This is a genomic window from Streptomyces sp. NPDC056580 (assembly GCF_042793175.1).
Classification (GTDB): Bacteria; Actinomycetota; Actinomycetes; order Streptomycetales; family Streptomycetaceae; genus Streptomyces.
On record NZ_JBHTVE010000009.1, the window covers coordinates 311048 to 328993 of the forward strand.

Annotated in this window: 18 protein-coding genes and 1 riboswitch; of the genes, 12 read left to right on the forward strand and 6 right to left on the reverse strand. The window is 70.7% G+C overall.

Annotated elements, in window-relative coordinates:
* Positions 1 to 246: 246 nt before the first annotated feature.
* Complete coding sequence (whiG, locus tag ACFQ9Z_RS22160) at positions 247 to 1089, forward strand: RNA polymerase sigma factor WhiG (protein ID WP_383020951.1); 843 nt, start codon at positions 247 to 249, stop codon at positions 1087 to 1089.
* 65 nt (positions 1090 to 1154) lie between these two features.
* Positions 1155 to 1712, forward strand: coding sequence for a TetR/AcrR family transcriptional regulator (locus tag ACFQ9Z_RS22165; RefSeq protein WP_383021399.1), 558 nt, complete (start codon positions 1155 to 1157; stop codon positions 1710 to 1712).
* On the opposite strand, the gene ACFQ9Z_RS22170 is transcribed toward ACFQ9Z_RS22165, so the two are convergent.
* Positions 1666 to 2346, reverse strand: coding sequence for a peptidoglycan DD-metalloendopeptidase family protein (locus ACFQ9Z_RS22170; protein WP_383021406.1), 681 nt, complete (start codon positions 2344 to 2346; stop codon positions 1666 to 1668). The genes ACFQ9Z_RS22165 and ACFQ9Z_RS22170 overlap by 47 nt on opposite strands.
* Before the next feature lie 300 nt (positions 2347 to 2646).
* Here ACFQ9Z_RS22170 and rpsB point away from each other — a divergent pair, with 300 nt between their 5' ends.
* The 5 genes from rpsB (at position 2647) to ACFQ9Z_RS22195 (ending at position 7396) form a co-directional block, all read left to right on the forward strand.
* Positions 2647 to 3588, forward strand: a complete 942-nt coding sequence (rpsB, locus tag ACFQ9Z_RS22175) for a 30S ribosomal protein S2 (RefSeq protein ID WP_383020956.1) — start codon at positions 2647 to 2649, stop codon at positions 3586 to 3588.
* 173 nt (positions 3589 to 3761) lie between these two features.
* Entirely contained in the window at positions 3762 to 4598 is an 837-nt protein-coding gene (tsf, locus tag ACFQ9Z_RS22180; protein ID WP_383020959.1) for a translation elongation factor Ts, read from the forward strand.
* A 192-nt stretch (positions 4599 to 4790) separates the two neighbouring features.
* Positions 4791 to 5549: a UMP kinase gene (gene pyrH / locus ACFQ9Z_RS22185; RefSeq protein ID WP_383020964.1), complete on the forward strand. Its 759-nt coding sequence runs from the start codon at positions 4791 to 4793 to the stop codon at positions 5547 to 5549.
* 186 nt (positions 5550 to 5735) lie between these two features.
* Positions 5736 to 6293, forward strand: a complete 558-nt coding sequence (gene frr, locus ACFQ9Z_RS22190) for a ribosome recycling factor (RefSeq protein WP_143636040.1) — start codon at positions 5736 to 5738, stop codon at positions 6291 to 6293.
* Positions 6293 to 7396: a phosphatidate cytidylyltransferase gene (locus ACFQ9Z_RS22195; protein WP_383020971.1), complete on the forward strand. Its 1104-nt coding sequence runs from the start codon at positions 6293 to 6295 to the stop codon at positions 7394 to 7396. Before frr ends, ACFQ9Z_RS22195 begins: the two co-directional genes overlap by 1 nt.
* 110 nt (positions 7397 to 7506) lie before the next feature.
* On the opposite strand, the gene ACFQ9Z_RS22200 is transcribed toward ACFQ9Z_RS22195, so the two are convergent.
* Both ACFQ9Z_RS22200 and ACFQ9Z_RS22205 read right to left on the reverse strand, forming a co-directional pair.
* Complete coding sequence (locus tag ACFQ9Z_RS22200; RefSeq protein ID WP_383020974.1) at positions 7507 to 8160, reverse strand: YceI family protein; 654 nt, start codon at positions 8158 to 8160, stop codon at positions 7507 to 7509.
* Positions 8161 to 8565: 405 nt separating this feature from the next.
* Complete coding sequence (locus ACFQ9Z_RS22205) at positions 8566 to 9042, reverse strand: hypothetical protein (protein ID WP_383020977.1); 477 nt, start codon at positions 9040 to 9042, stop codon at positions 8566 to 8568.
* 439 nt (positions 9043 to 9481) lie between these two features.
* Between ACFQ9Z_RS22205 and rlmN the strand changes: the two genes are divergently transcribed.
* The 5 genes from rlmN to ACFQ9Z_RS22230 all read left to right on the forward strand — a co-directional run bounded on the left by rlmN (position 9482) and on the right by ACFQ9Z_RS22230 (position 15380).
* Positions 9482 to 10588 (forward strand): 23S rRNA (adenine(2503)-C(2))-methyltransferase RlmN, encoded by a 1107-nt coding sequence (gene rlmN, locus ACFQ9Z_RS22210; protein ID WP_383020980.1) that lies wholly within the window; start codon positions 9482 to 9484, stop codon positions 10586 to 10588.
* Positions 10589 to 10611: 23 nt separating this feature from the next.
* A riboswitch (TPP riboswitch) is annotated at positions 10612 to 10719 on the forward strand.
* An 82-nt stretch (positions 10720 to 10801) separates the two neighbouring features.
* Positions 10802 to 11887: a thiamine ABC transporter substrate binding subunit gene (locus tag ACFQ9Z_RS22215; RefSeq protein ID WP_383020989.1), complete on the forward strand. Its 1086-nt coding sequence runs from the start codon at positions 10802 to 10804 to the stop codon at positions 11885 to 11887.
* A 47-nt stretch (positions 11888 to 11934) separates the two neighbouring features.
* On the forward strand, positions 11935 to 13536 hold the full coding sequence (locus ACFQ9Z_RS22220; protein ID WP_383021409.1) for an ABC transporter permease: 1602 nt from the start codon (positions 11935 to 11937) through the stop codon (positions 13534 to 13536).
* Positions 13536 to 14558 (forward strand): ABC transporter ATP-binding protein, encoded by a 1023-nt coding sequence (locus ACFQ9Z_RS22225; RefSeq protein WP_383020993.1) that lies wholly within the window; start codon positions 13536 to 13538, stop codon positions 14556 to 14558. The genes ACFQ9Z_RS22220 and ACFQ9Z_RS22225 overlap by 1 nt, the downstream gene beginning before the upstream one ends.
* 24 nt (positions 14559 to 14582) lie before the next feature.
* The gene (locus ACFQ9Z_RS22230; protein ID WP_383020996.1) at positions 14583 to 15380 is read left to right on the forward strand and encodes a maleylpyruvate isomerase family mycothiol-dependent enzyme; all 798 of its coding nucleotides are present in this window, start codon (positions 14583 to 14585) and stop codon (positions 15378 to 15380) included.
* A 75-nt stretch (positions 15381 to 15455) separates the two neighbouring features.
* Here ACFQ9Z_RS22230 and ACFQ9Z_RS22235 read toward each other — a convergent pair whose 3' ends face one another.
* The 3 genes from ACFQ9Z_RS22235 to ACFQ9Z_RS22245 form a co-directional block, all read right to left on the reverse strand.
* Positions 15456 to 16154, reverse strand: a complete 699-nt coding sequence (locus ACFQ9Z_RS22235) for an LAETG motif-containing sortase-dependent surface protein (RefSeq protein WP_383020999.1) — start codon at positions 16152 to 16154, stop codon at positions 15456 to 15458.
* A 159-nt stretch (positions 16155 to 16313) separates the two neighbouring features.
* Positions 16314 to 17441 (reverse strand): LOG family protein, encoded by a 1128-nt coding sequence (locus ACFQ9Z_RS22240; RefSeq protein WP_383021003.1) that lies wholly within the window; start codon positions 17439 to 17441, stop codon positions 16314 to 16316.
* A 46-nt stretch (positions 17442 to 17487) separates the two neighbouring features.
* A complete protein-coding gene (locus ACFQ9Z_RS22245) occupies positions 17488 to 17895 on the reverse strand; it encodes a VOC family protein (RefSeq protein WP_383021007.1) in 408 nt (135 codons plus the stop codon).
* Positions 17896 to 17946: the final 51 nt, after the last annotated feature.

The following is a 17946-nucleotide window of genomic DNA, read 5'->3' on the forward strand; positions in this document are numbered from 1 at the left end:
GCGGTCGCCGGAGGGGCTCCGTGCGGGGGTGGTGCCTCGTTGTTCGCACACCGCGACACCACAGTCACGCTACGCTCACAAGGTCCGGGCGCAGACCGCGCCGACCCGACCCCAGACCGACGGCTCACCCGGGTGTCCCGCACACCCCGCGGTGGCCCACCGCACACCACTTCCGCTCACCGCCCCACCTCCCAGCACTCTTCGGCAGATCACGGCACTTCACGGCAGAACGGCACAAGGCGACGAATGCCCCAGCACACCTCCGGCTCGGACCGGGCGGCGGTCCCACCAGCCGCACGTGACGGTGGCAGCGTGCGGCCGCCCGCTCCCTCGACGCTCGACGAACTGTGGCGGTCGTACAAGGCGACGGGGGACGAGCGGCTGCGGGAGCAACTGATCCTGCACTACTCGCCGCTGGTCAAGTACGTGGCGGGCCGGGTCAGCGTCGGTCTGCCGCCCAACGTGGAGCAGGCCGACTTCGTCTCCTCGGGGGTGTTCGGGCTGATCGACGCGATCGAGAAGTTCGACATCGACCGGGAGATCAAGTTCGAGACGTACGCGATCACCCGGATCCGGGGCGCCATGATCGACGAGCTGCGCGCCCTGGACTGGATCCCGCGGTCCGTCCGGCAGAAGGCGCGCAACGTCGAACGGGCCTACGCCACCCTGGAGGCGCGGCTGCGGCGGACCCCGACGGAGGGCGAGGTCGCCGCCGAGCTGGACATGGAGGTGGACGAGCTGCACGCCGTGTTCAGCCAGTTGTCGCTGGCCAACGTGGTCGCGCTGGAGGAGCTGCTGCACGTCGGCGGCGACGGCGGCGACCGGCTCAGCCTCATGGACACGCTCGAGGACACCGCCGCCGACGACCCGGTGGAGGTCGCCGAGGACCGGGAGCTGCGGCGCTTCCTCGCCCGTGCGATCAACACGCTGCCGGAGCGGGAGAAGACCGTCGTCACGCTCTACTACTACGAGGGGCTCACCCTCGCCGAGATCGGCAACGTGCTCGGGGTCACCGAGAGCAGGGTCAGCCAGATCCACACCAAGTCGGTGCTGCAGCTCAGGGCGAAGCTGGCGAGCTTCGGACGCTGAGTCGCTCCCGTTCGCGGGGACGCGTCCGTAAAGTGGTCGACGTGCCAAGGATTCGAGCGGCCTCCGTGGCCGAGCACCGGTCGATGCAGCGAGCCGCCCTGCTGGACGCGGCTCGGTCCCTGTTGTCCGACGGCGGGACCGAAGCGCTGACCTTCCCCGCGCTGGCCGAGCGGACCGGCCTGGCGCGGTCCTCCGTGTACGAGTACTTCCGTTCGCGCGCCGCCGTGGTCGAGGAGCTGTGCGAGGTCGACTTCCCGCTCTGGGCGGCGGAGGTAGCGACGGCGATGGAGCGGGCGCCGACGGCCGAGGGCAAGGTCGAGGCGTATGTGCGGCAGCAGCTCGCGCTGGTCGGGGACCGGCGGCACCGGGCCGTCGTGGCGATCTCGGCGAGCGAGCTGGACGCGGGGGCGCGGGAGAAGATCCGGGCGGCGCACGGCGGGCTGGTCGCGATGGTCGTCGAGGCGCTGGCGGAGATCGGGCACGAGCAGCCCCGGCTGGCGGCGATGCTGCTGCAGGGGGTCGTGGACGCGGCCGTGCGGCGGATCGAGCTGGGCGCGGCCGAGGAGCCGGACCGGATCACGGACGCGGCCGTCCGGATGGCGCTGCGCGGGGTGCGGGGCTGAGGGCGCTGCCGCGGACCCGGGCGGGCCTCAGCGCGCGGGCCCGCAGCCGGCCGGCCCGCGGTGCGCGCCGCTGACCGGGGACGTCGAGCACCGGGAGCAGTCTGGACGGTCCGGCACGCAGCAGCCACGGTGGCAGCAGGGCCAGCGGGTTCAGGTAGGTCTCGCCGGCCAGCAGGCCCCAGTGCAGGCACGTGGCGGGGCAGTGGGGGGCCGTGGCCTCGAGCGCGCCGACCACGTCGCCCGCACCCACCACGTCCCCCTTCTCCACCGACGGGGTCACCGGCTCGTACGTCGTGCGCAGAGCCGTGCCCGCGAGTTCCACCGACACCACACCGCGCCCCGCCACCCGTCCGGCGAAGGACACCCGTCCGGCCGCCACCGCCCGCACCGGGGCGCCGGCCGTAGCGCCCAGGTCCACGCCCCGGTGCCCGGGGCCGTACACCGTCGCGGGCGGCTCCCAGCCGCGTACGACCACCGGCCGGACCCCCACCGGCCAGGCGCGGGCGATGGCCGGAACCGGTGCCCGCGGGGGCGGTGAGGGCGCCGGGGCAGGGGAGTCCGCGGAGGCCGGGGGCGTAGGCACGAGTGCCGCGAGACCGAGCGCCAGGCCCGCCCACACACCCGAATGCCGCATCTCTCGTCGCATGCCCGAACCCTCCCGCACCCGCCCGATCACGGCCGGGAACTGTGGACCGCTCCCCGGTTGTGGACAGCGGCGTCACCCGGTACCCCGCGGGTCCCGTACACTTCTTCTGGCGATCCGGGTCACCGGGTCGACTTCGCACGCCCCGGTACGGGTCTCGTCGGACGGTGTCCGTCGGACGGTCCGTATCAGCGCCCCTCGGTCCCTCGTGGCACCGGCGCAACGCGGGCGTCAGGCGCGACGGCCGGCCGGCTGTCGCGGCACAACCGAGAAATTCAAGGAGAAACGGCCATGGCCGTCGTCACGATGCGGGAGCTGCTGGAGAGCGGCGTCCACTTCGGTCACCAGACCCGTCGCTGGAACCCGAAGATGAAGCGCTTCATCTTCACCGAGCGCAACGGCATCTACATCATCGACCTGCTCCAGTCGCTGTCGTACATCGACCGCGCCTACGAGTTCGTCAAGGAGACCGTCGCCCACGGCGGCACGGTCATGTTCGTCGGCACCAAGAAGCAGGCGCAGGAGGCCATCGCCGAGCAGGCCACCCGCGTCGGCATGCCCTACGTCAACCAGCGCTGGCTGGGCGGCATGCTCACCAACTTCTCGACCGTCTACAAGCGTCTGCAGCGCCTCAAGGAGCTCGAGCAGATCGACTTCGAGGACGTGGCCGCCTCCGGCCTCACCAAGAAGGAGCTGCTGGTCCTCTCCCGCGAGAAGGCCAAGCTGGAGAAGACCCTCGGCGGTATCCGCGAGATGCAGAAGGTGCCCAGCGCCGTCTGGATCGTGGACACCAAGAAGGAGCACATCGCCGTCGGCGAGGCCCGGAAGCTGAACATCCCGGTCGTCGCGATCCTCGACACCAACTGCGACCCCGACGAGGTCGACTACAAGATCCCGGGCAACGACGACGCGATCCGCTCCGTCACCCTGCTCACCCGCGTGATCGCCGACGCCGTCGCCGAGGGCCTCATCTCCCGCTCTCGCGTCGCCACCGGTGACAAGGGTGAGAAGGCCGCGGGCGAGCCGCTCGCCGAGTGGGAGCGCGACCTGCTCGAGGGCGAGAAGAAGGCCGACGACGCCGCTCCGGCCGCCGAGGCTGCTCCGGCCGCCGAGGCTGCTCCGGCCGCCGAGGCTGCTCCGGCCGCCGAGGCCGAGAAGCCGGCCGAGGCCCCCGCCGCGGAGGCCGCCCCGGCCGCCGAGGCCGCCCCGGCCGCCGAGGGCGAGCAGGCCTGACGTCAGCGTCGACAGTGGGGGCGGTACCGGATCCCTTGCGCCCCTGGCGCGGGTGAATCCGCCCCCACTGTTCACCCGTAGGTCGGCACGCCGTCCGCGGCCCACGGCTACAAGTGGACGCGGACCCCGCTGATCTCCGTTCTCCGAAGACTTCGAGAAAGACTCACAGACTCATGGCGAACTACACCGCCGCCGACGTCAAGAAGCTGCGTGAGCTGACCGGCGCCGGCATGATGGACTGCAAGAAGGCGCTGGACGAGGCCGAGGGCAACGTCGACAAGGCCGTCGAGGCGCTGCGCATCAAGGGCCAGAAGGGCGTCGCCAAGCGCGAGGGCCGCTCCGCCGAGAACGGCGCCGTGGTCTCCATCATCGCCGACGACAACTCCTCCGGCGTCCTCGTCGAGCTGAAGTGCGAGACGGACTTCGTCGCCAAGGGCGACAAGTTCCAGGCCGTGGCCAAGGCCATCGCCGAGCACGTCGCGAAGAGCTCCCCGGCCGACATCGACGCCCTGCTCGCCTCCGAGATCGAGGCCGGCAAGACCGTCCAGGCGTTCGTGGACGAGGCCAACGCCAACCTCGGCGAGAAGATCGTCCTGGACCGCTTCGCGCAGTTCTCCGACGGCTTCGTCATCTCGTACATGCACCGCACCATGCCCGACCTGCCCCCGCAGATCGGTGTCCTCGTGGAGCTGGACAAGCCGAACGCCGAGGTCGCCAAGGGCATCGCCCAGCACATCGCCGCCTTCGCGCCGAAGTACCTGGCCAAGGAGGACGTGCCGGCCGACGTCGTCGAGTCCGAGCGCCGCATCGCCGAGGAGACCACCCGCGCCGAGGGCAAGCCCGAGGCCGCGATCGCCAAGATCGTCGAGGGTCGCGTGAACGGCTTCTTCAAGGACGCCACGCTGCTCGGCCAGCCGTACGCGCTGGACAACAAGAAGTCGGTCCAGAAGGTGCTGGAAGAGGCCGGTGTCACCCTGAAGCGCTTCACGCGCATCAAGGTCGGCATCTGAGTCCGTACCGCGATCGACGCGCGACCGCTATAGGGTCGACAGCAGTCGTGCGCGCACACCGCCCCACCCGGGCGCGTGTCGGACGACAGCAGATCTGACGAGGAGGCCATTGCCGCGCATGGGAGCGAAAAGCGACCCCAACCGGCAGTGGCCTTCTTCGTATGTGCAACACGTGAAAGAGGCGGGATCTCCATGACCACCAAGGCCCAGAAGAGCGACGACGGCAAAGTACGCGGCCGGTTTCTGCTGAAGCTGTCCGGAGAGGCATTCTCCGGTGGCGGGGGCCTGGGCGTGGACCCGGACGTGGTGCACAAGATCGCCCGTGAGATCGCGGCCGTCGTCCGGGACGGCGCGGAGGTGGCGGTCGTCATCGGCGGCGGCAACTTCTTCCGCGGCGCCGAACTCCAGCAGCGCGGCATGGACCGCGCCCGCTCCGACTACATGGGCATGCTCGGCACCGTGATGAACTGCCTCGCCCTCCAGGACTTCCTGGAGAAGGAGGGCATCGACAGCCGGGTGCAGACCGCCATCACCATGGGCCAGGTCGCCGAGCCGTACATCCCGCTGCGCGCCGTGCGCCACCTGGAGAAGGGCCGTGTGGTCATCTTCGGAGCCGGTATGGGCATGCCGTACTTCTCCACCGACACCACCGCCGCCCAGCGCGCCCTGGAGATCGACGCCGAGGCGCTTCTCATGGGCAAGAACGGCGTGGACGGGGTCTACGACTCCGACCCCAAGACCCACCCCGACGCCGTCAAGTTCGACGCCCTCGGCTACGGCGAGGTCATCACCCGTGACCTCAAGGTCGCCGACGCCACCGCCATCACCCTGTGCCGCGACAACAACCTGCCGATCCTGGTGTTCGAACTGCTCGCGGAGGGCAATATCGCCCGGGCCGTCAAGGGTGAGAAGATCGGCACGCTGGTGGGTGACCAGGGCAGCCGGGACTGACCGGCACACCCCGGACGCCCGCGGTAGGACACCTGTCCGGGGTACGGACGGGACGCACCCTGGCCGGGGGATGGACAATGTCCCTGCCGGTCGGGAACCGTGCAGGAAGAAGACGCGACGCAGCCGGCCGCCGTACGACTTCAGCAACCGCAGCCGGGCCTCACTCAAGACACGCAGGAGCAAGTGGTGATCGAAGAGACCCTCCTCGAGGCCGAGGAGAAGATGGAGAAGGCCGTCGTGGTCGCCAAGGAGGACTTCGCCGCGATCCGCACCGGCCGTGCGCACCCGGCGATGTTCAACAAGATCGTTGCCGAGTACTACGGTGCACCGACGCCGATCAACCAGCTGGCTTCGTTCTCCGTGCCGGAGCCGCGCATGGCGGTCGTGACCCCGTTCGACAAGACCGCGCTGCGCAACATCGAGCAGGCGATCCGCGACTCCGACCTGGGCGTCAACCCGAGCAACGACGGCAACATCATCCGCGTGGTGTTCCCCGAGCTCACCGAGGAGCGCCGCCGCGACTACATCAAGGTCGCCAAGGGCAAGGCGGAGGACGCCCGGGTGTCGATCCGTTCGGTGCGCCGCAAGGCCAAGGACGCCATCGACAAGCTGATCAAGGACGGCGAGGTCGGCGAGGACGAGGGCCGCCGTGCGGAGAAGGAGCTGGACGACACCACGGCGAAGTACGTCGCCCAGGTGGACGAGCTCCTGAAGCACAAGGAAGCGGAGCTGCTCGAAGTCTGATGAGCCACTCTTCCTGGGGGGCGCCGCCGACGGCGGGGCAGACCGGCTACTGGGGGCCCGCCGAGGGCGGGCCCGCCCACGGGCCTGCCCCGGCGGGTCCCGCGTACGAGGCGCCTCAGGCGCAGCAGACTCGCCCCATGCCCATCGTGCCCGACGTACCCGCGCATGGCGGAGACCAGGACGACGACCGGGGGGCCGCTCGGCTGAGCGGCCCCTTGTTCCGCAACGAGACGCAGAATCCGGAGCCCATGTCCGACGCCCCGCAGCCGGCGCCCGCGCCGCAGAAGAAGAGCGCGGGCCGTGACCTGAGCGCCGCCATAGGCGTCGGGGTCGGGCTCGGCGTGGTGATCATCGCGTCGCTGTTCGTCGTCAAGGCCGTCTTCGTGGGTGTCATCGCGGTCGCGGTGGTCGTCGGGCTGTGGGAGCTGACCAGCAGGCTGCGGGAGCGCAAGGACATCGGGGCGCCGCTGGTGCCGCTCGCGGTGGGCGGCGCGGCGATGGTGGTCGCCGGGTACGTCCGCGGCGCCGAGGGCGCGTGGGTCGCGATGGCGCTGACCGCCCTGGCGATCCTGGTCTGGCGCATGACGGAACCGCCGGAGGGCTACCTCAGGGACGTCACCGCCGGCGTCTTCGCGGCGTTCTACGTGCCGTTCCTCGCCACGTTCGTCGCCATGATGCTCACCGCCGGCGACGGCCCCTGGCGTGTGCTGACCTTCCTGCTCCTGACGGTCGTCAGCGACACCGGCGCCTACGCGGTCGGCTGGCGCTTCGGCAAGACCAAGCTCGCCCCGCGCATCAGCCCCGGCAAGACCCGCGAGGGCCTGCTCGGCGCGGTGCTGTTCGCCATGGTCGCGGGCGCGCTGTGCATGCAGTTCCTGATCGACGACGGCGCCTGGTGGCAGGGTCTCGTGCTCGGCCTCGCCGTCGCCGCCAGCGCCACCCTCGGCGACCTCGGCGAGTCCATGATCAAGCGCGACCTGGGCATCAAGGACATGGGCGCCCTGCTCCCCGGTCACGGCGGCATCATGGACCGGCTGGACTCGCTGCTGCCGACCGCGCCGGTGGTCTGGCTCCTGCTGGTGCTGTTCGTCGGCTCGGCCTGAGCCGTCCCTGGCACACGGAAGCGGTACGGAGCGCACGAGAGCCGCCCGGAGCACACGGACGACGGGCCCCACCCCGACCAGGGTGGGGCCCGTCGTCGTACGTGCCGGACTCAGGAGGCGGTGCGGATTGCGGCGATGTCGAACTGGAGGCGGACCTTCTCGCTCACCATGGCCCCGCCCTGGGCCAGCCTGGCGTCGTAGGTCAGGCCCCAGTCGCACCGGTTGATGGTGGTGGTGCCGTCGAAGCCGACCCGCTCGTAGCCGAAGGGGTCCGTGACATGGCCGATGTAGGTCAGTTCCAGGTCGACGGGGCGGCTGATGTTCTTGATGGTGAGGTCGCCTGACATCAGGTAGACGTCATCGCCCGCGAGCCGCACGGCGTTGCTGGTGAAGGTCATACGCGGGTACGTCGCCGCGTCCAGGAACTGACGGCCCACCAGATGGGCGTCACGCTGCTCCACCCCGGTGTCCACGCTCGCGGTGTACATCACGATGTCGGCCCGGGAGCGGGACGGGTCACCGGCGTCGAAGTAGAGCTTGCTCTCGTACTCCGTGAAGGCGCCGCGCACCGTGGTCACCATCGCGTGCCGCACGGAGAACCCGATCCTGCTGTGCGCGGGATCGATCGCCCAATCCCCGGTGAGCGACGCCAGACCGGGATCGGGCAGGACGGCGGTGGCGCCCGGCGCCGAGGCGGTGTACCCGGCGAGGGAGGCGGGCGCCTCCGGACGCCGCTGGAATGGGCTGCGGCCGAAAAGGTTCATGGCGCACCTTGCTACGGCAGCACGACGCGTGGGGCAATACCCGACCAGGAAACCCGACCGTTCACCAGCAGAACTTCACAGATGAGGACGGCGCCTGCCCGGACGGACGGCGGCCGTACCGCACCCCTTGCCGGGCGCCGCACCACCCGGTGGGGTGGTGAGCCGGTGCCCGTACAACTGCTCGCCGCCGCGGGAGTCCTCGCCGTCCTGGCCGCCTCCGCCGTCGCCTATACGGTGATCAAGCCGGCCGGGGCCGCGTACCTGGCCTTCCTCGGGGTGCAGACGCTGCTGCGCAGCCGCCGCGACGGGATCGGCTTCGGCCTCAAGGTCGCGACGACACAGCCGCGAGGCTCCGGAACAAGAACGGCCCGCCGGAATTCCGGCGGGCCGTCACGGACTCAGAGGTTATCCGCAATGAGTCGCTTTACTGGTGTACTGCGCCTGCGAGGAGCTCGGGCCGCTGGTGAGGCTGATGACGCCCGACACCGAAATGCACCGACCGGCGGCAGAGATGTTGACCGGCCCGGCGTACTGGCTGTAGGTGACACCCGTGGAAGTCGGGTCCTGAGAGTACGTGTCCTGCGTGCAGGTGGATCCCGCGGTGTCTCCGGCGACACACTTCACGAGCATCACGAACTTGAAGGTGGGAGTACCGTAACCGCCCGCGCTCGTGGCCACGTTGACCGCGCAGTTCTTGCCGGTCGAAGAGTCGTAGTAGAGGTGAATATTGCCGTAGACGCTGCCGCCGGAAGTCTTGACCTGGTACGTGTCGATCTCGCTTCCACTGCATCCATAGCCGGCGGCACTGGCTGAAGGCGCCAAAATGAAACTTCCGCCCAAAAGCAGAAGAATTCCAGTGAGAACAGAGGCAATCCGTCGCATCGAACCCCCAAATGAGAGATGTATTAACCGGAGGTGATCTTGATGCAGGGAAAGGTGCCGGCGCAACAGCGCAAGCAGATCGAAGTGCCCAAAACGTGATAGGTCGCGGAGTGGTCTACATCACACGCCTGCCGCGTTTGATTCAGTCGGGCCGCTTCAGCGCCGCCGGGGGAACCTCCAGCCGTTCCGGCGCAGCTTGAAGAGGACGAACACTCCGCAGATCGCCCACACGACCAGGAAGGCCCACAACAACCACGGAGGCCCGTCCGGACGCTCTGCCAGTTGGACCGATGCCGCGCGAGAAGGGGTCATCCCTGGCGCGTGCCCGGCGGCGCGGGCGGAACACGCGGTCGACCGCGACCGGCGACGACAACTGACGACAGTCGTAGCGGGTGACAGCCCCAGGTCACCCGATTGGATCTGCGACACTGGAACCACCATGCCCAAGCCCGGAGAACTCATTTTCGTCGCCCCGCGCGGAGCCAAGAAGCCGCCGCGGCATCTCGCCGATCTCACGCCCGCCGAGCGCAAGGACGCGGTGGCCGAGATCGGGGAGAAGCCGTTCCGTGCCAAGCAGCTGTCGCAGCACTACTTCGCGCGGTACGCGTACGACCCGGCGGAGTGGACCGACATCCCCGCCGGTGCGCGCGGCAGGCTGCAGGAAGCGCTGCTCCCCGAGCTGATGACCGTCGTGCGGCACCTGTCGACCGACCAGGGGACCACCCGCAAGACGCTGTGGCGGCTGTTCGACGGCACCCTCGTGGAGTCCGTGCTGATGCGGTACCCGGACCGGGTCACCATGTGCATCAGCTCGCAGGCCGGGTGCGGGATGAACTGCCCGTTCTGCGCGACCGGGCAGGCGGGTCTCGACCGGAACCTGTCCACCGCCGAGATCGTGCACCAGATCGTGGACGGTATGCGGGCGCTGCGGGACGGCGAGGTGCCCGGCGGCCCCGCGCGGCTGTCCAACATCGTCTTCATGGGCATGGGGGAGCCGCTCGCCAACTACAAGCGGGTCGTGGGCGCCATCCGGGCGCTGACCGACCCCGCCCCCGACGGGCTCGGCCTGTCGCAGCGCGGCATCACCGTGTCGACGGTCGGGCTGGTCCCGGCCATCCACCGGTTCTCCGACGAGGGCTTCAAGTGCCGGCTCGCGATCTCCCTGCACGCGCCCGACGACGAACTGCGCGACACCCTGGTCCCCGTGAACACGCGGTGGAAGGTGCGCGAGGCGCTGGACGCCGGGTTCGAGTACGCCGCGAAGTCCGGACGCCGGCTGTCCATCGAGTACGCGCTGATCCGGGACATCAACGACCAGGCCTGGCGCGGCGACCGGCTCGGCCGGCTGCTCAAGGGCAGGCCCGTGCACGTCAACCTGATCCCGCTGAACCCGACGCCGGGCTCGAAGTGGACCGCCTCGCGGCCCGAGGACGAGAAGGCGTTCGTGGAGGCCATCGCGGCCCACGGGGTACCGGTCACGGTCCGGGACACCCGGGGACAGGAGATCGACGGGGCCTGTGGTCAGCTCGCGGCCACCGAGCGATAATCTGGCCACGTCACTACATCTGCATATTCCGACAGGGGAGCGCCACAGCGCTGAGAGTGCGGCAACCGGGCCGCAGACCCTCTGAACCTCGCCCAGGTCATTCTGGGTAGGAAGTTCGGTCACCACTCAAGCTGTTGCGCCCTGCCCGGGACTCCCCCAGCGGAGCCCGGGCAGGGCCGCGTCTCTTCCTGGCCAACCCCAGGAGGACATCCAGTGCACAACAAGACCCTCGTGGCCGTGACGGTGGGGCTCGGCCTCGTCGCCCTGCCCGTGCTGAGCGGGTGCGGGTCGGACGACGCCAAGGGATCCGCCGCGGACTCCAGGACCGTGACCCTCGTCAGCCACGACTCGTGGCTCGTCTCCAAGAGCGTCATACGGGACTTCGAGAAGAAGTCCGGCTACCAGGTCAAGGTCCTCAAGAGCGGCGACGCCGGGCAGGCCGTCAACAAGGCGCTGCTGACCAAGGACAACCCGCAGGGCGACGTCTTCTTCGGCGTCGACAACACCCTGCTCTCCCGCGCCCTGGACAACGGGCTGTTCCAGTCCTACGAGCCGAAGGGCTCCGACCAGGTGCTGCCTCAGTACCGCGTCGACCAGGGCAGGCACCGTGTCACGCCCGTCGACACCGGGGACATCTGCGTCAACTACGACAAGGCCTTCTTCAGCGAGCACAAGCTGACCCCGCCGCAGTCCTTCGCCGACCTCGCGAAGCCCGCGTACAAGAACCTCCTCGTCACCGAGAACGCCGCCACCTCCTCGCCGGGCCTCGGCTTCCTGCTGGGCAGCGCGGCGAAGTTCGGCGGCGACCACTGGCAGGACTACTGGAAGAAGCTCAAGGCCAACGGCGTCAAGGTCGTCGACGGCTGGGAGCAGGCCTACTACCAGGAGTTCTCCGGGTCGTCCGAGGGCAGGAAGGCCGGCGGCGACCGCCCGCTGGTGGTGTCGTACGCCTCGTCGCCGCCCGCCGAGGTCATCTACGCCAAGAAGCGGCCCGGCACCGCCCCGACCGGGGTGTCCCAGGGCACCTGCTTCCGGCAGACCGAGTACGCGGGCCTGCTGAGCAACGCGAAGAACACCAAGGGCGGCAAGGCGTTCCTCGACTTCCTGCTCACCAAGGAGTTCCAGGAGGACATGCCGCTCAACATGTTCGTCTACCCCGTGCGCCAGGGCGCCGCGGTGCCGCCGGACTTCGCGAAGTACGGGCCGCAGGCCAAGGACCCCGAGACGATGCCGCCCGCCACCATCGCCGCCAACCGTGACCAGTGGGTCAAGTCGTGGACGTCACTCGTACTGAGGTAGCGGTCCGCAGGGGCACCGCGCGCGGGAGCGCGGCGCGGCTGGGGCTGATGGCCCTGCCCGCCGCGTTCTTCGCCGTGTTCTTCGCCTGGCCCGTCGCCGCGATCGTGGCGCGCGGTCTGAAGGCGGACGGCGCCTGGCGGTTCGGGCGGATGGCGGACGTCGTCGCACAGCCGGACATCCGGCACGTGCTCTGGTTCACCACCTGGCAGGCGCTCGCCTCCACCGCGCTCACCCTGCTGCTCGCCCTGCCCGCCGCCTACGTCTTCGCCCGCTTCGACTTCCCCGGCAGACAACTGCTGCGGGCGGTCGTCACCGTACCGTTCGTGCTGCCGACCGTCGTGGTGGGCACGGCGTTCCTGGCGCTGGTCGGACGCGGCGGGCTGCTCGACGACCTGTGGGGGGTACGGCTGGACACCACCGTGTGGGCGATCCTGCTGGCGCACGTCTTCTTCAACTACGCGGTCGTCGTACGGACCGTCGGCGGGCTGTGGGCCCAGCTCGACCCCCGGCAGGAGCAGGCGGCGCGGATGCTCGGCGCCTCACCGCTGACGGCGTGGCGGAAGGTCACCCTGCCCGCCCTCGCGCCCGCCGTGGCCGCCGCCGCGCTGATGGTCTTCCTGTTCACCTTCACCTCCTTCGGCGTGGTGCAGATCCTCGGCGGGCCCACGTTCTCCACCCTTGAGGTGGAGATCTACCGGCAGACCTCGGAGGTCTTCGACCTCTCCACGGCGGCCGTCCTGACCCTCGTCCAGTTCGCCGCGGTGGGCGCGATCCTCGCCGTGCACGCCTGGACGGTTCGGCGGCGCGAGAGCGCCCTGCGCCTCGCCGACCCGAAGACGACCGCACGCCGGCCACGCGGCGCGGGGCAGTGGGCGCTGCTCGCCGGGGTCCTGCTCACCGTCGCGCTGCTGCTCGTGCTGCCGCTCGCCGTCCTCGTGCAGCGCTCCCTGGACGCGCCCGGCCTCGGCTACTACCGGGCGCTGACCGACGCCGACGGCGGCACCTTCCTGGTGGCGCCGCTGCACGCCGTGTGGACCTCGCTGGAGTACGCCGTCGCCGCCACCGCCATCGCCCTGGTGATCGGGGGTCTCGCCGCCGCCGCGCTGGCCCGCCGGGACGCGGGACGGCTGGTACGCGGTTTCGACGCGCTGCTGATGCTGCCGCTCGGCGTCTCCGCCGTCACCGTCGGCTTCGGCTTCCTGATCGCCCTGGACCGGCCGCCGCTGGACCTCAGGCAGTCCTGGATCCTCGTCCCGCTCGCCCAGGCGCTGGTCGGCGCCCCCTTCGTGGTGCGGACCATGCTGCCGGTGCTGCGGGCGGTGGACGGCCGGCTCAGGGAGGCGGCGGCCGTGCTCGGCGCCTCGCCCTGGCGGGTGTGGCGGGAGGTCGACCTGCCGCTGGTGCGGCGGGCGCTGCTGATCGCGGCCGGATTCGCCTTCGCGGTGTCCCTGGGCGAGTTCGGGGCGACCGTGTTCATCGCGCGGCCCGACAACCCGACGCTTCCGGTCGCCGTGGCCCGGCTGCTGAGCCGGCCCGGGGAGCTCAACTACGGGCAGGCGATGGCCCTGTCCACGATTCTGATGGTGGTGTGCGCCGCCGCGCTGCTGGTGCTGGAGCGGCTGCGCACGGACCGGACGGGGGAGTTCTGATGCTGCTGAGCCTGGAGGCGGCGACCGTGCGCCTGGGCGGACGGCCGGTGCTGGACTCGGTCGGTCTGGGCGTCGCCGAGCACGAGGTGGTGTGCGTGCTCGGACCCAGCGGCAGCGGGAAGTCGACGCTGCTCAGGGCGGTGGCCGGTCTGCAGCCGCTGGACTCGGGGCGGGTGCTGCTCGGCGGCCGGGACCAGGCGGGCGTGCCGGCGCACAAGCGCGGTGTCGGCCTGATGTTCCAGGACCACCAGCTCTTCCCGCAGCGGGACGTCGGCGGCAACGTGGCCTTCGGGCTGCGGATGCACGGGGTCGGCAAGGGGCGACGGGACGCCGAGGTGGGCCAGTTGCTGGAGCTGGTCGGCCTGCCGGGGGCGGCCGGGCGGGCCGTGGCCGCGCTGTCCGGCGGCGAGCAGCAGCGGGTGGCCCTGGCCCGGGCGCTCGCGCCCCGGCCCCGGCTGCTGATGCTGGACGAGCCGCTCGGCCAGCTCGACCGCTCGCTCCGGGACCGGCTGGTGGTGGAACTGCGGGAGCTGTTCGGCCGGTTGGGCACCACCGTGCTGGCCGTGACGCACGACCAGGGCGAGGCGTTCGTGCTGGCCGACCGGGTGGTGGTGATGCGGGACGGGCGGATCGCCCAGTCCGGGACCCCGCTGGAGGTCTGGCAGCGGCCCGCGGACGAGTTCGTGGCCCGGTTCCTCGGCTTCGAGAACGTGGCGCCCGCGACCGTCGCCGACGGCGCCGCGGACACCCCCTGGGGCAAGCTGCCCGTGCCCGAGGGTTCACCGCGGGGCGACCGCCCGCTGCTGGTGCGCCCCGCCGGGGTGCGGCTCGTCGCCGCCGGCGAGGGCCTGCCCTGCACGGTGACCGCCCGCACCTTCAAGGGCACCCATGTGGCCGTCCGGCTGCTGCCCCTGGACGGCGGCCCGCCCCTGGAGGCGGCCTGCGCGCTCCGGGACGCGCCCGAGCCCGGTGCCGAGCTGGGAATCGCTTTCGACGTGGCCGAAATCGTCGTGCTCGGGTGATCATCGTGTGCCTAGGGTGAGGACATGACCTTGCTCGCACATGACCGGTACTGCGACGAAATCGAGCTGCAGGTGGGGCAGTTGAGGGCCGTGGTGACCTCCGGCGCCGATCTCGCCGCCACCGTGCCCACCTGCCCGGAGTGGTCGCTGGAGGACCTGGTGCGCCACATGGGCGGTGCCCTGCGCTGGGTGGACACCCTGGTGCGCGCCCGCGCGCAGGAGAACATCCCGCTGGAGCGGGTGCCGTTCGGTGCCGGGCCCGAGAAGCGGGGCGACGCGGCCGCCCTGGACGAGTGGCTCGCGCAGACGGGTGAGCTGACCGTGGCCGCGCTGCGCGAGGCGGGACCCGGCACCGCGGTGTGGGCGTGGGCGGGAGACCTCGACTGCGGCTTCTGGGCCCGGCGCATGGCCCACGAGATCACCGTGCACCGCGCCGACGCCGCGCTCGCGGCCGGCCTGCCCTACGACGTGGCGCCCGACGTCGCCGCCGACGCGCTGGACGAGTGGCTCCAGCTCGTGGAGTGGGTGCAGCGCAACGCGGCCCATCCGGCCGCGGCGGAGCTGCGTGGCCCGGGCCGCAGCATCCACCTGCACGCCACGGACGCCGAACCCGCCCTGAACGCCGAGTGGATCGTCGAGCTGGGCGAGGAGGGCGTCGGCTGGCGCCGCGGCCGTGAGAAGGCCGCCGTCGCCCTGCGCGGACCGCTCACCTCGGTGCTGCTCGCCTTCTACCGGCGGCTGCCGCTGGACGCCCCCGGTCTCGAGGTGCTGGGCGAGCGCGAGGTGTTGGAGTTCTGGCTCGAGCGGACCAGCTTCGGCTGAACAGGACCGCGGCCCGTCCCCCGGGGATACGGGGACGGGCCGCGGTGCCGCACGAGCGGTGTGCGAAGCCGGGCGTCAGGCGCCGTTCTTCGCCCCACGGCGACGCATGCCGAAGAAGACCGCGCCACCGCCGACGACGACCAGCGCGCCGGCCACACCGGCGATCATGCCGGTGTTGGAGTTGGCGCCGGTCTCGGCGAGGTTCGAGTCACCGGCCGCCGGGGACGGCGCGTTGCCCGAGGTGGCCGCCGGGGCCGGGGCGGTGCTGCTCTCCGAGGCGGACGGAGTCGGCTTCGCGGACTCCTCCGGAGCGGAGGGGGACGGCTTCGACGACGGGCTGGCCGGCGCGCTCGGGGAGGGGGACTCCTCCTTATTGCAGGTGGTGGCCTCGGTCGTCAGACCGCCCGCGATGTCGTCGTCGACATTGAAGCGGTCCGTCTTGACGTGGATCCGGTAGGTCGTGCTGGCCTTCCAGTTTACGTTGAAGACGACCGGGGTGCCTGCGCCGCCCGAGCCCTTGACGACCTCCTGGCCGACCTGCGTCTCACCGGCGTCGGTCTTCTCGAAGACGGTGACGGTGGCGGGCGTGCCGGAGCTGTCCTTGTCGGTGACGACGATGACGCCCTTGGCGCCGTCGCACTTGGCTTCGGCGGAGAACTCACTGATGTTGCAGGCGAGCGCCTGGCCCGCGACGCCCAGCGCCAGTGCGGCGGAGGCGGAGGCGACACCCAGGATGCGCACGGAACGACGTGCGTTACGGCGAGTTATGGACACGTTTGTCCTTTACAGAGTGCATAACTGCGGGGGGTAGACAGGGAGTTGGGGCGCACGGAAGAGTTGAGGCCCCAGCATCCCCAAGAGACACACAGGTTTATAAGCGTTCCATAAGAGGTGTCAATGCGTAAGCCCGTCAGGGCCGTTGACTTTGCCTGCTTATTGCCTGCGCAGACGTTTCAACGCCTCGGGAGCCTGCTCGATCCGGTCAACGAGGCTGATTCGGGACTCCATCGCCCGTCCCGCGGCCAGTGACCGCAGCAGCGGCCAGGCGGGCAGCCGCCGCGTCCAGTGGTCCTCGTCCACGAGCACCATGGGGGTGGGCTCGCCCCGCGACCCGTAGTAGTTCGGGGTGGCGTTGTCGAAGATCTCCTGCACGGTCCCGGCGGCGCCCGGCAGGAACACCACCCCGGCGGTGGAGCGGGCCAGCAGGCCGTCCTCGCGTATGGCGTTGGTGAAGTACTTGGCGATGTGGGCGGCGAAGGCGTTCGGCGGCTCGTGGCCGTAGAACCAGGTCGGTATGCCCACCGACTCCCCGCCGCCGGGCCAGCGTTCGCGCACCTCGAAGGCGGCCCGCGCCCAGTCGGTGACCGACGGCCGGAAGGACGGCGACTTGGCGAGGAGCAGCAGCGCCTCCTCGAGCATGCCGTCGGCGAAGGGCGCGGCGTACGCGCCGAGGTTCGCCGCCTCCATCGCGCCCGGGCCGCCGCCGGTGGCGACCGTGAACCCGTCGCGCGCCAGCTCGCGGCCCAGACGCGCGGCGCCGGCGTACTCGACGGTGCCGCGGGCCATCGCGTGTCCGCCCATGACGCCCACCACCGGTGCGCCTGCGAGGAGTTCGTCCAGGGAGTCGGAGACCGAGTCGTCGTGGATCGCGCGCAGCATCGAGGAGAAGACGTCGCCGTCCGCCTTGGTGCGCTGGAACCAGGCGTAGGCCAGCGCGTCGGGTGTCGCCTCGTAGCCGTCGTCGAGCGACCGGAACAACTCGTCGGGCGTGTAAGGGAATCCGCGGTACGGATCGAACGGGAGCCCCGGTACCGGCGGGAAGACCAGGGCGCCGGTGGCGCGGACGTGCGCCGCGGCCCGGGGGTCCATCGGGCAGCCGAGGAAGACGGCGCCCTCGGTGTCGGCGCCGAGCAACTCGTCCGTACGGTCCGTCAGATCGACTGCCTGCACGCGGTACTGGGCCAGTGAGCCGTGTCCGGCGACCACCTCGTCGAACTCGGCGAGTGACTCGATCTCACGGTCGTGGGCTGCTCGGTTCGGCTGGGCGGGTGTCTGATGCACCCGCCCATGCTAGGCGTGCGTGTGCGCGTGCCCGGCCGGAAGGGGGTCAGCCCTGGACCGCGGCCGGGTCCATCCACATGACCTCCCAGGTGTGGCCGTCGAGGTCGTCGAAGGCGCGGCCGTACATGAAGCCGTGGTCCTGGGTCTCGCCGCTCGACGAGCCGCCCGCCGCGATCGCCCTGTCGACCAGCTCGTCCACCTTCTCGCGGCTCTCCGCGCTCAGGCAGAGCAGCACCTCGCTGGTCCTGGTGGAGTCGGCGATCTCCTTCTTGGTGAAGTCGGCGTAACGCTGCTTGCCCAGCAGCATCGCCACGATCGTGTCGCTGATCACCACGCAGGCGCAGTCGTCGGTGCTGAACTGCGGGTTGATCGAGTAGCCGAGCTCGGTGAAGAACTTCTTCGAGGCCTCGACGTCGCCGGTGGCCAGGTTCACGAAGATCATCTGCTGGTACACGGGGTGCCTCCCTTGGCTGTGGGTCGTCGCTGTCGTGGGGTTGGACACCGG

Bases quoted from the DNA above. Each gene is read 5' to 3' on its own strand.
- rlmN (WP_383020980.1), top strand. From the start codon at position 9,482: ATGCCCAAGCCCGGAGAACTCATTTTCGTCGCCCCGCGCGGAGCCAAG.
- pyrH (WP_383020964.1), top strand. From the start codon at position 4,791: ATGACCACCAAGGCCCAGAAGAGCGACGACGGCAAAGTACGCGGCCGG.
- ACFQ9Z_RS22200 (WP_383020974.1), bottom strand. From the start codon at position 8,160: ATGAACCTTTTCGGCCGCAGCCCATTCCAGCGGCGTCCGGAGGCGCCC.
- rpsB (WP_383020956.1), top strand. From the start codon at position 2,647: ATGGCCGTCGTCACGATGCGGGAGCTGCTGGAGAGCGGCGTCCACTTC.
- whiG (WP_383020951.1), top strand. From the start codon at position 247: ATGCCCCAGCACACCTCCGGCTCGGACCGGGCGGCGGTCCCACCAGCC.
- tsf (WP_383020959.1), top strand. From the start codon at position 3,762: ATGGCGAACTACACCGCCGCCGACGTCAAGAAGCTGCGTGAGCTGACC.
- ACFQ9Z_RS22225 (WP_383020993.1), top strand. From the start codon at position 13,536: ATGCTGCTGAGCCTGGAGGCGGCGACCGTGCGCCTGGGCGGACGGCCG.
- ACFQ9Z_RS22195 (WP_383020971.1), top strand. From the start codon at position 6,293: ATGAGCCACTCTTCCTGGGGGGCGCCGCCGACGGCGGGGCAGACCGGC.
- ACFQ9Z_RS22170 (WP_383021406.1), bottom strand. From the start codon at position 2,346: ATGCGGCATTCGGGTGTGTGGGCGGGCCTGGCGCTCGGTCTCGCGGCA.
- ACFQ9Z_RS22230 (WP_383020996.1), top strand. From the start codon at position 14,583: ATGACCTTGCTCGCACATGACCGGTACTGCGACGAAATCGAGCTGCAG.
- ACFQ9Z_RS22205 (WP_383020977.1), bottom strand. From the start codon at position 9,042: ATGCGACGGATTGCCTCTGTTCTCACTGGAATTCTTCTGCTTTTGGGC.
- ACFQ9Z_RS22220 (WP_383021409.1), top strand. From the start codon at position 11,935: ATGGCCCTGCCCGCCGCGTTCTTCGCCGTGTTCTTCGCCTGGCCCGTC.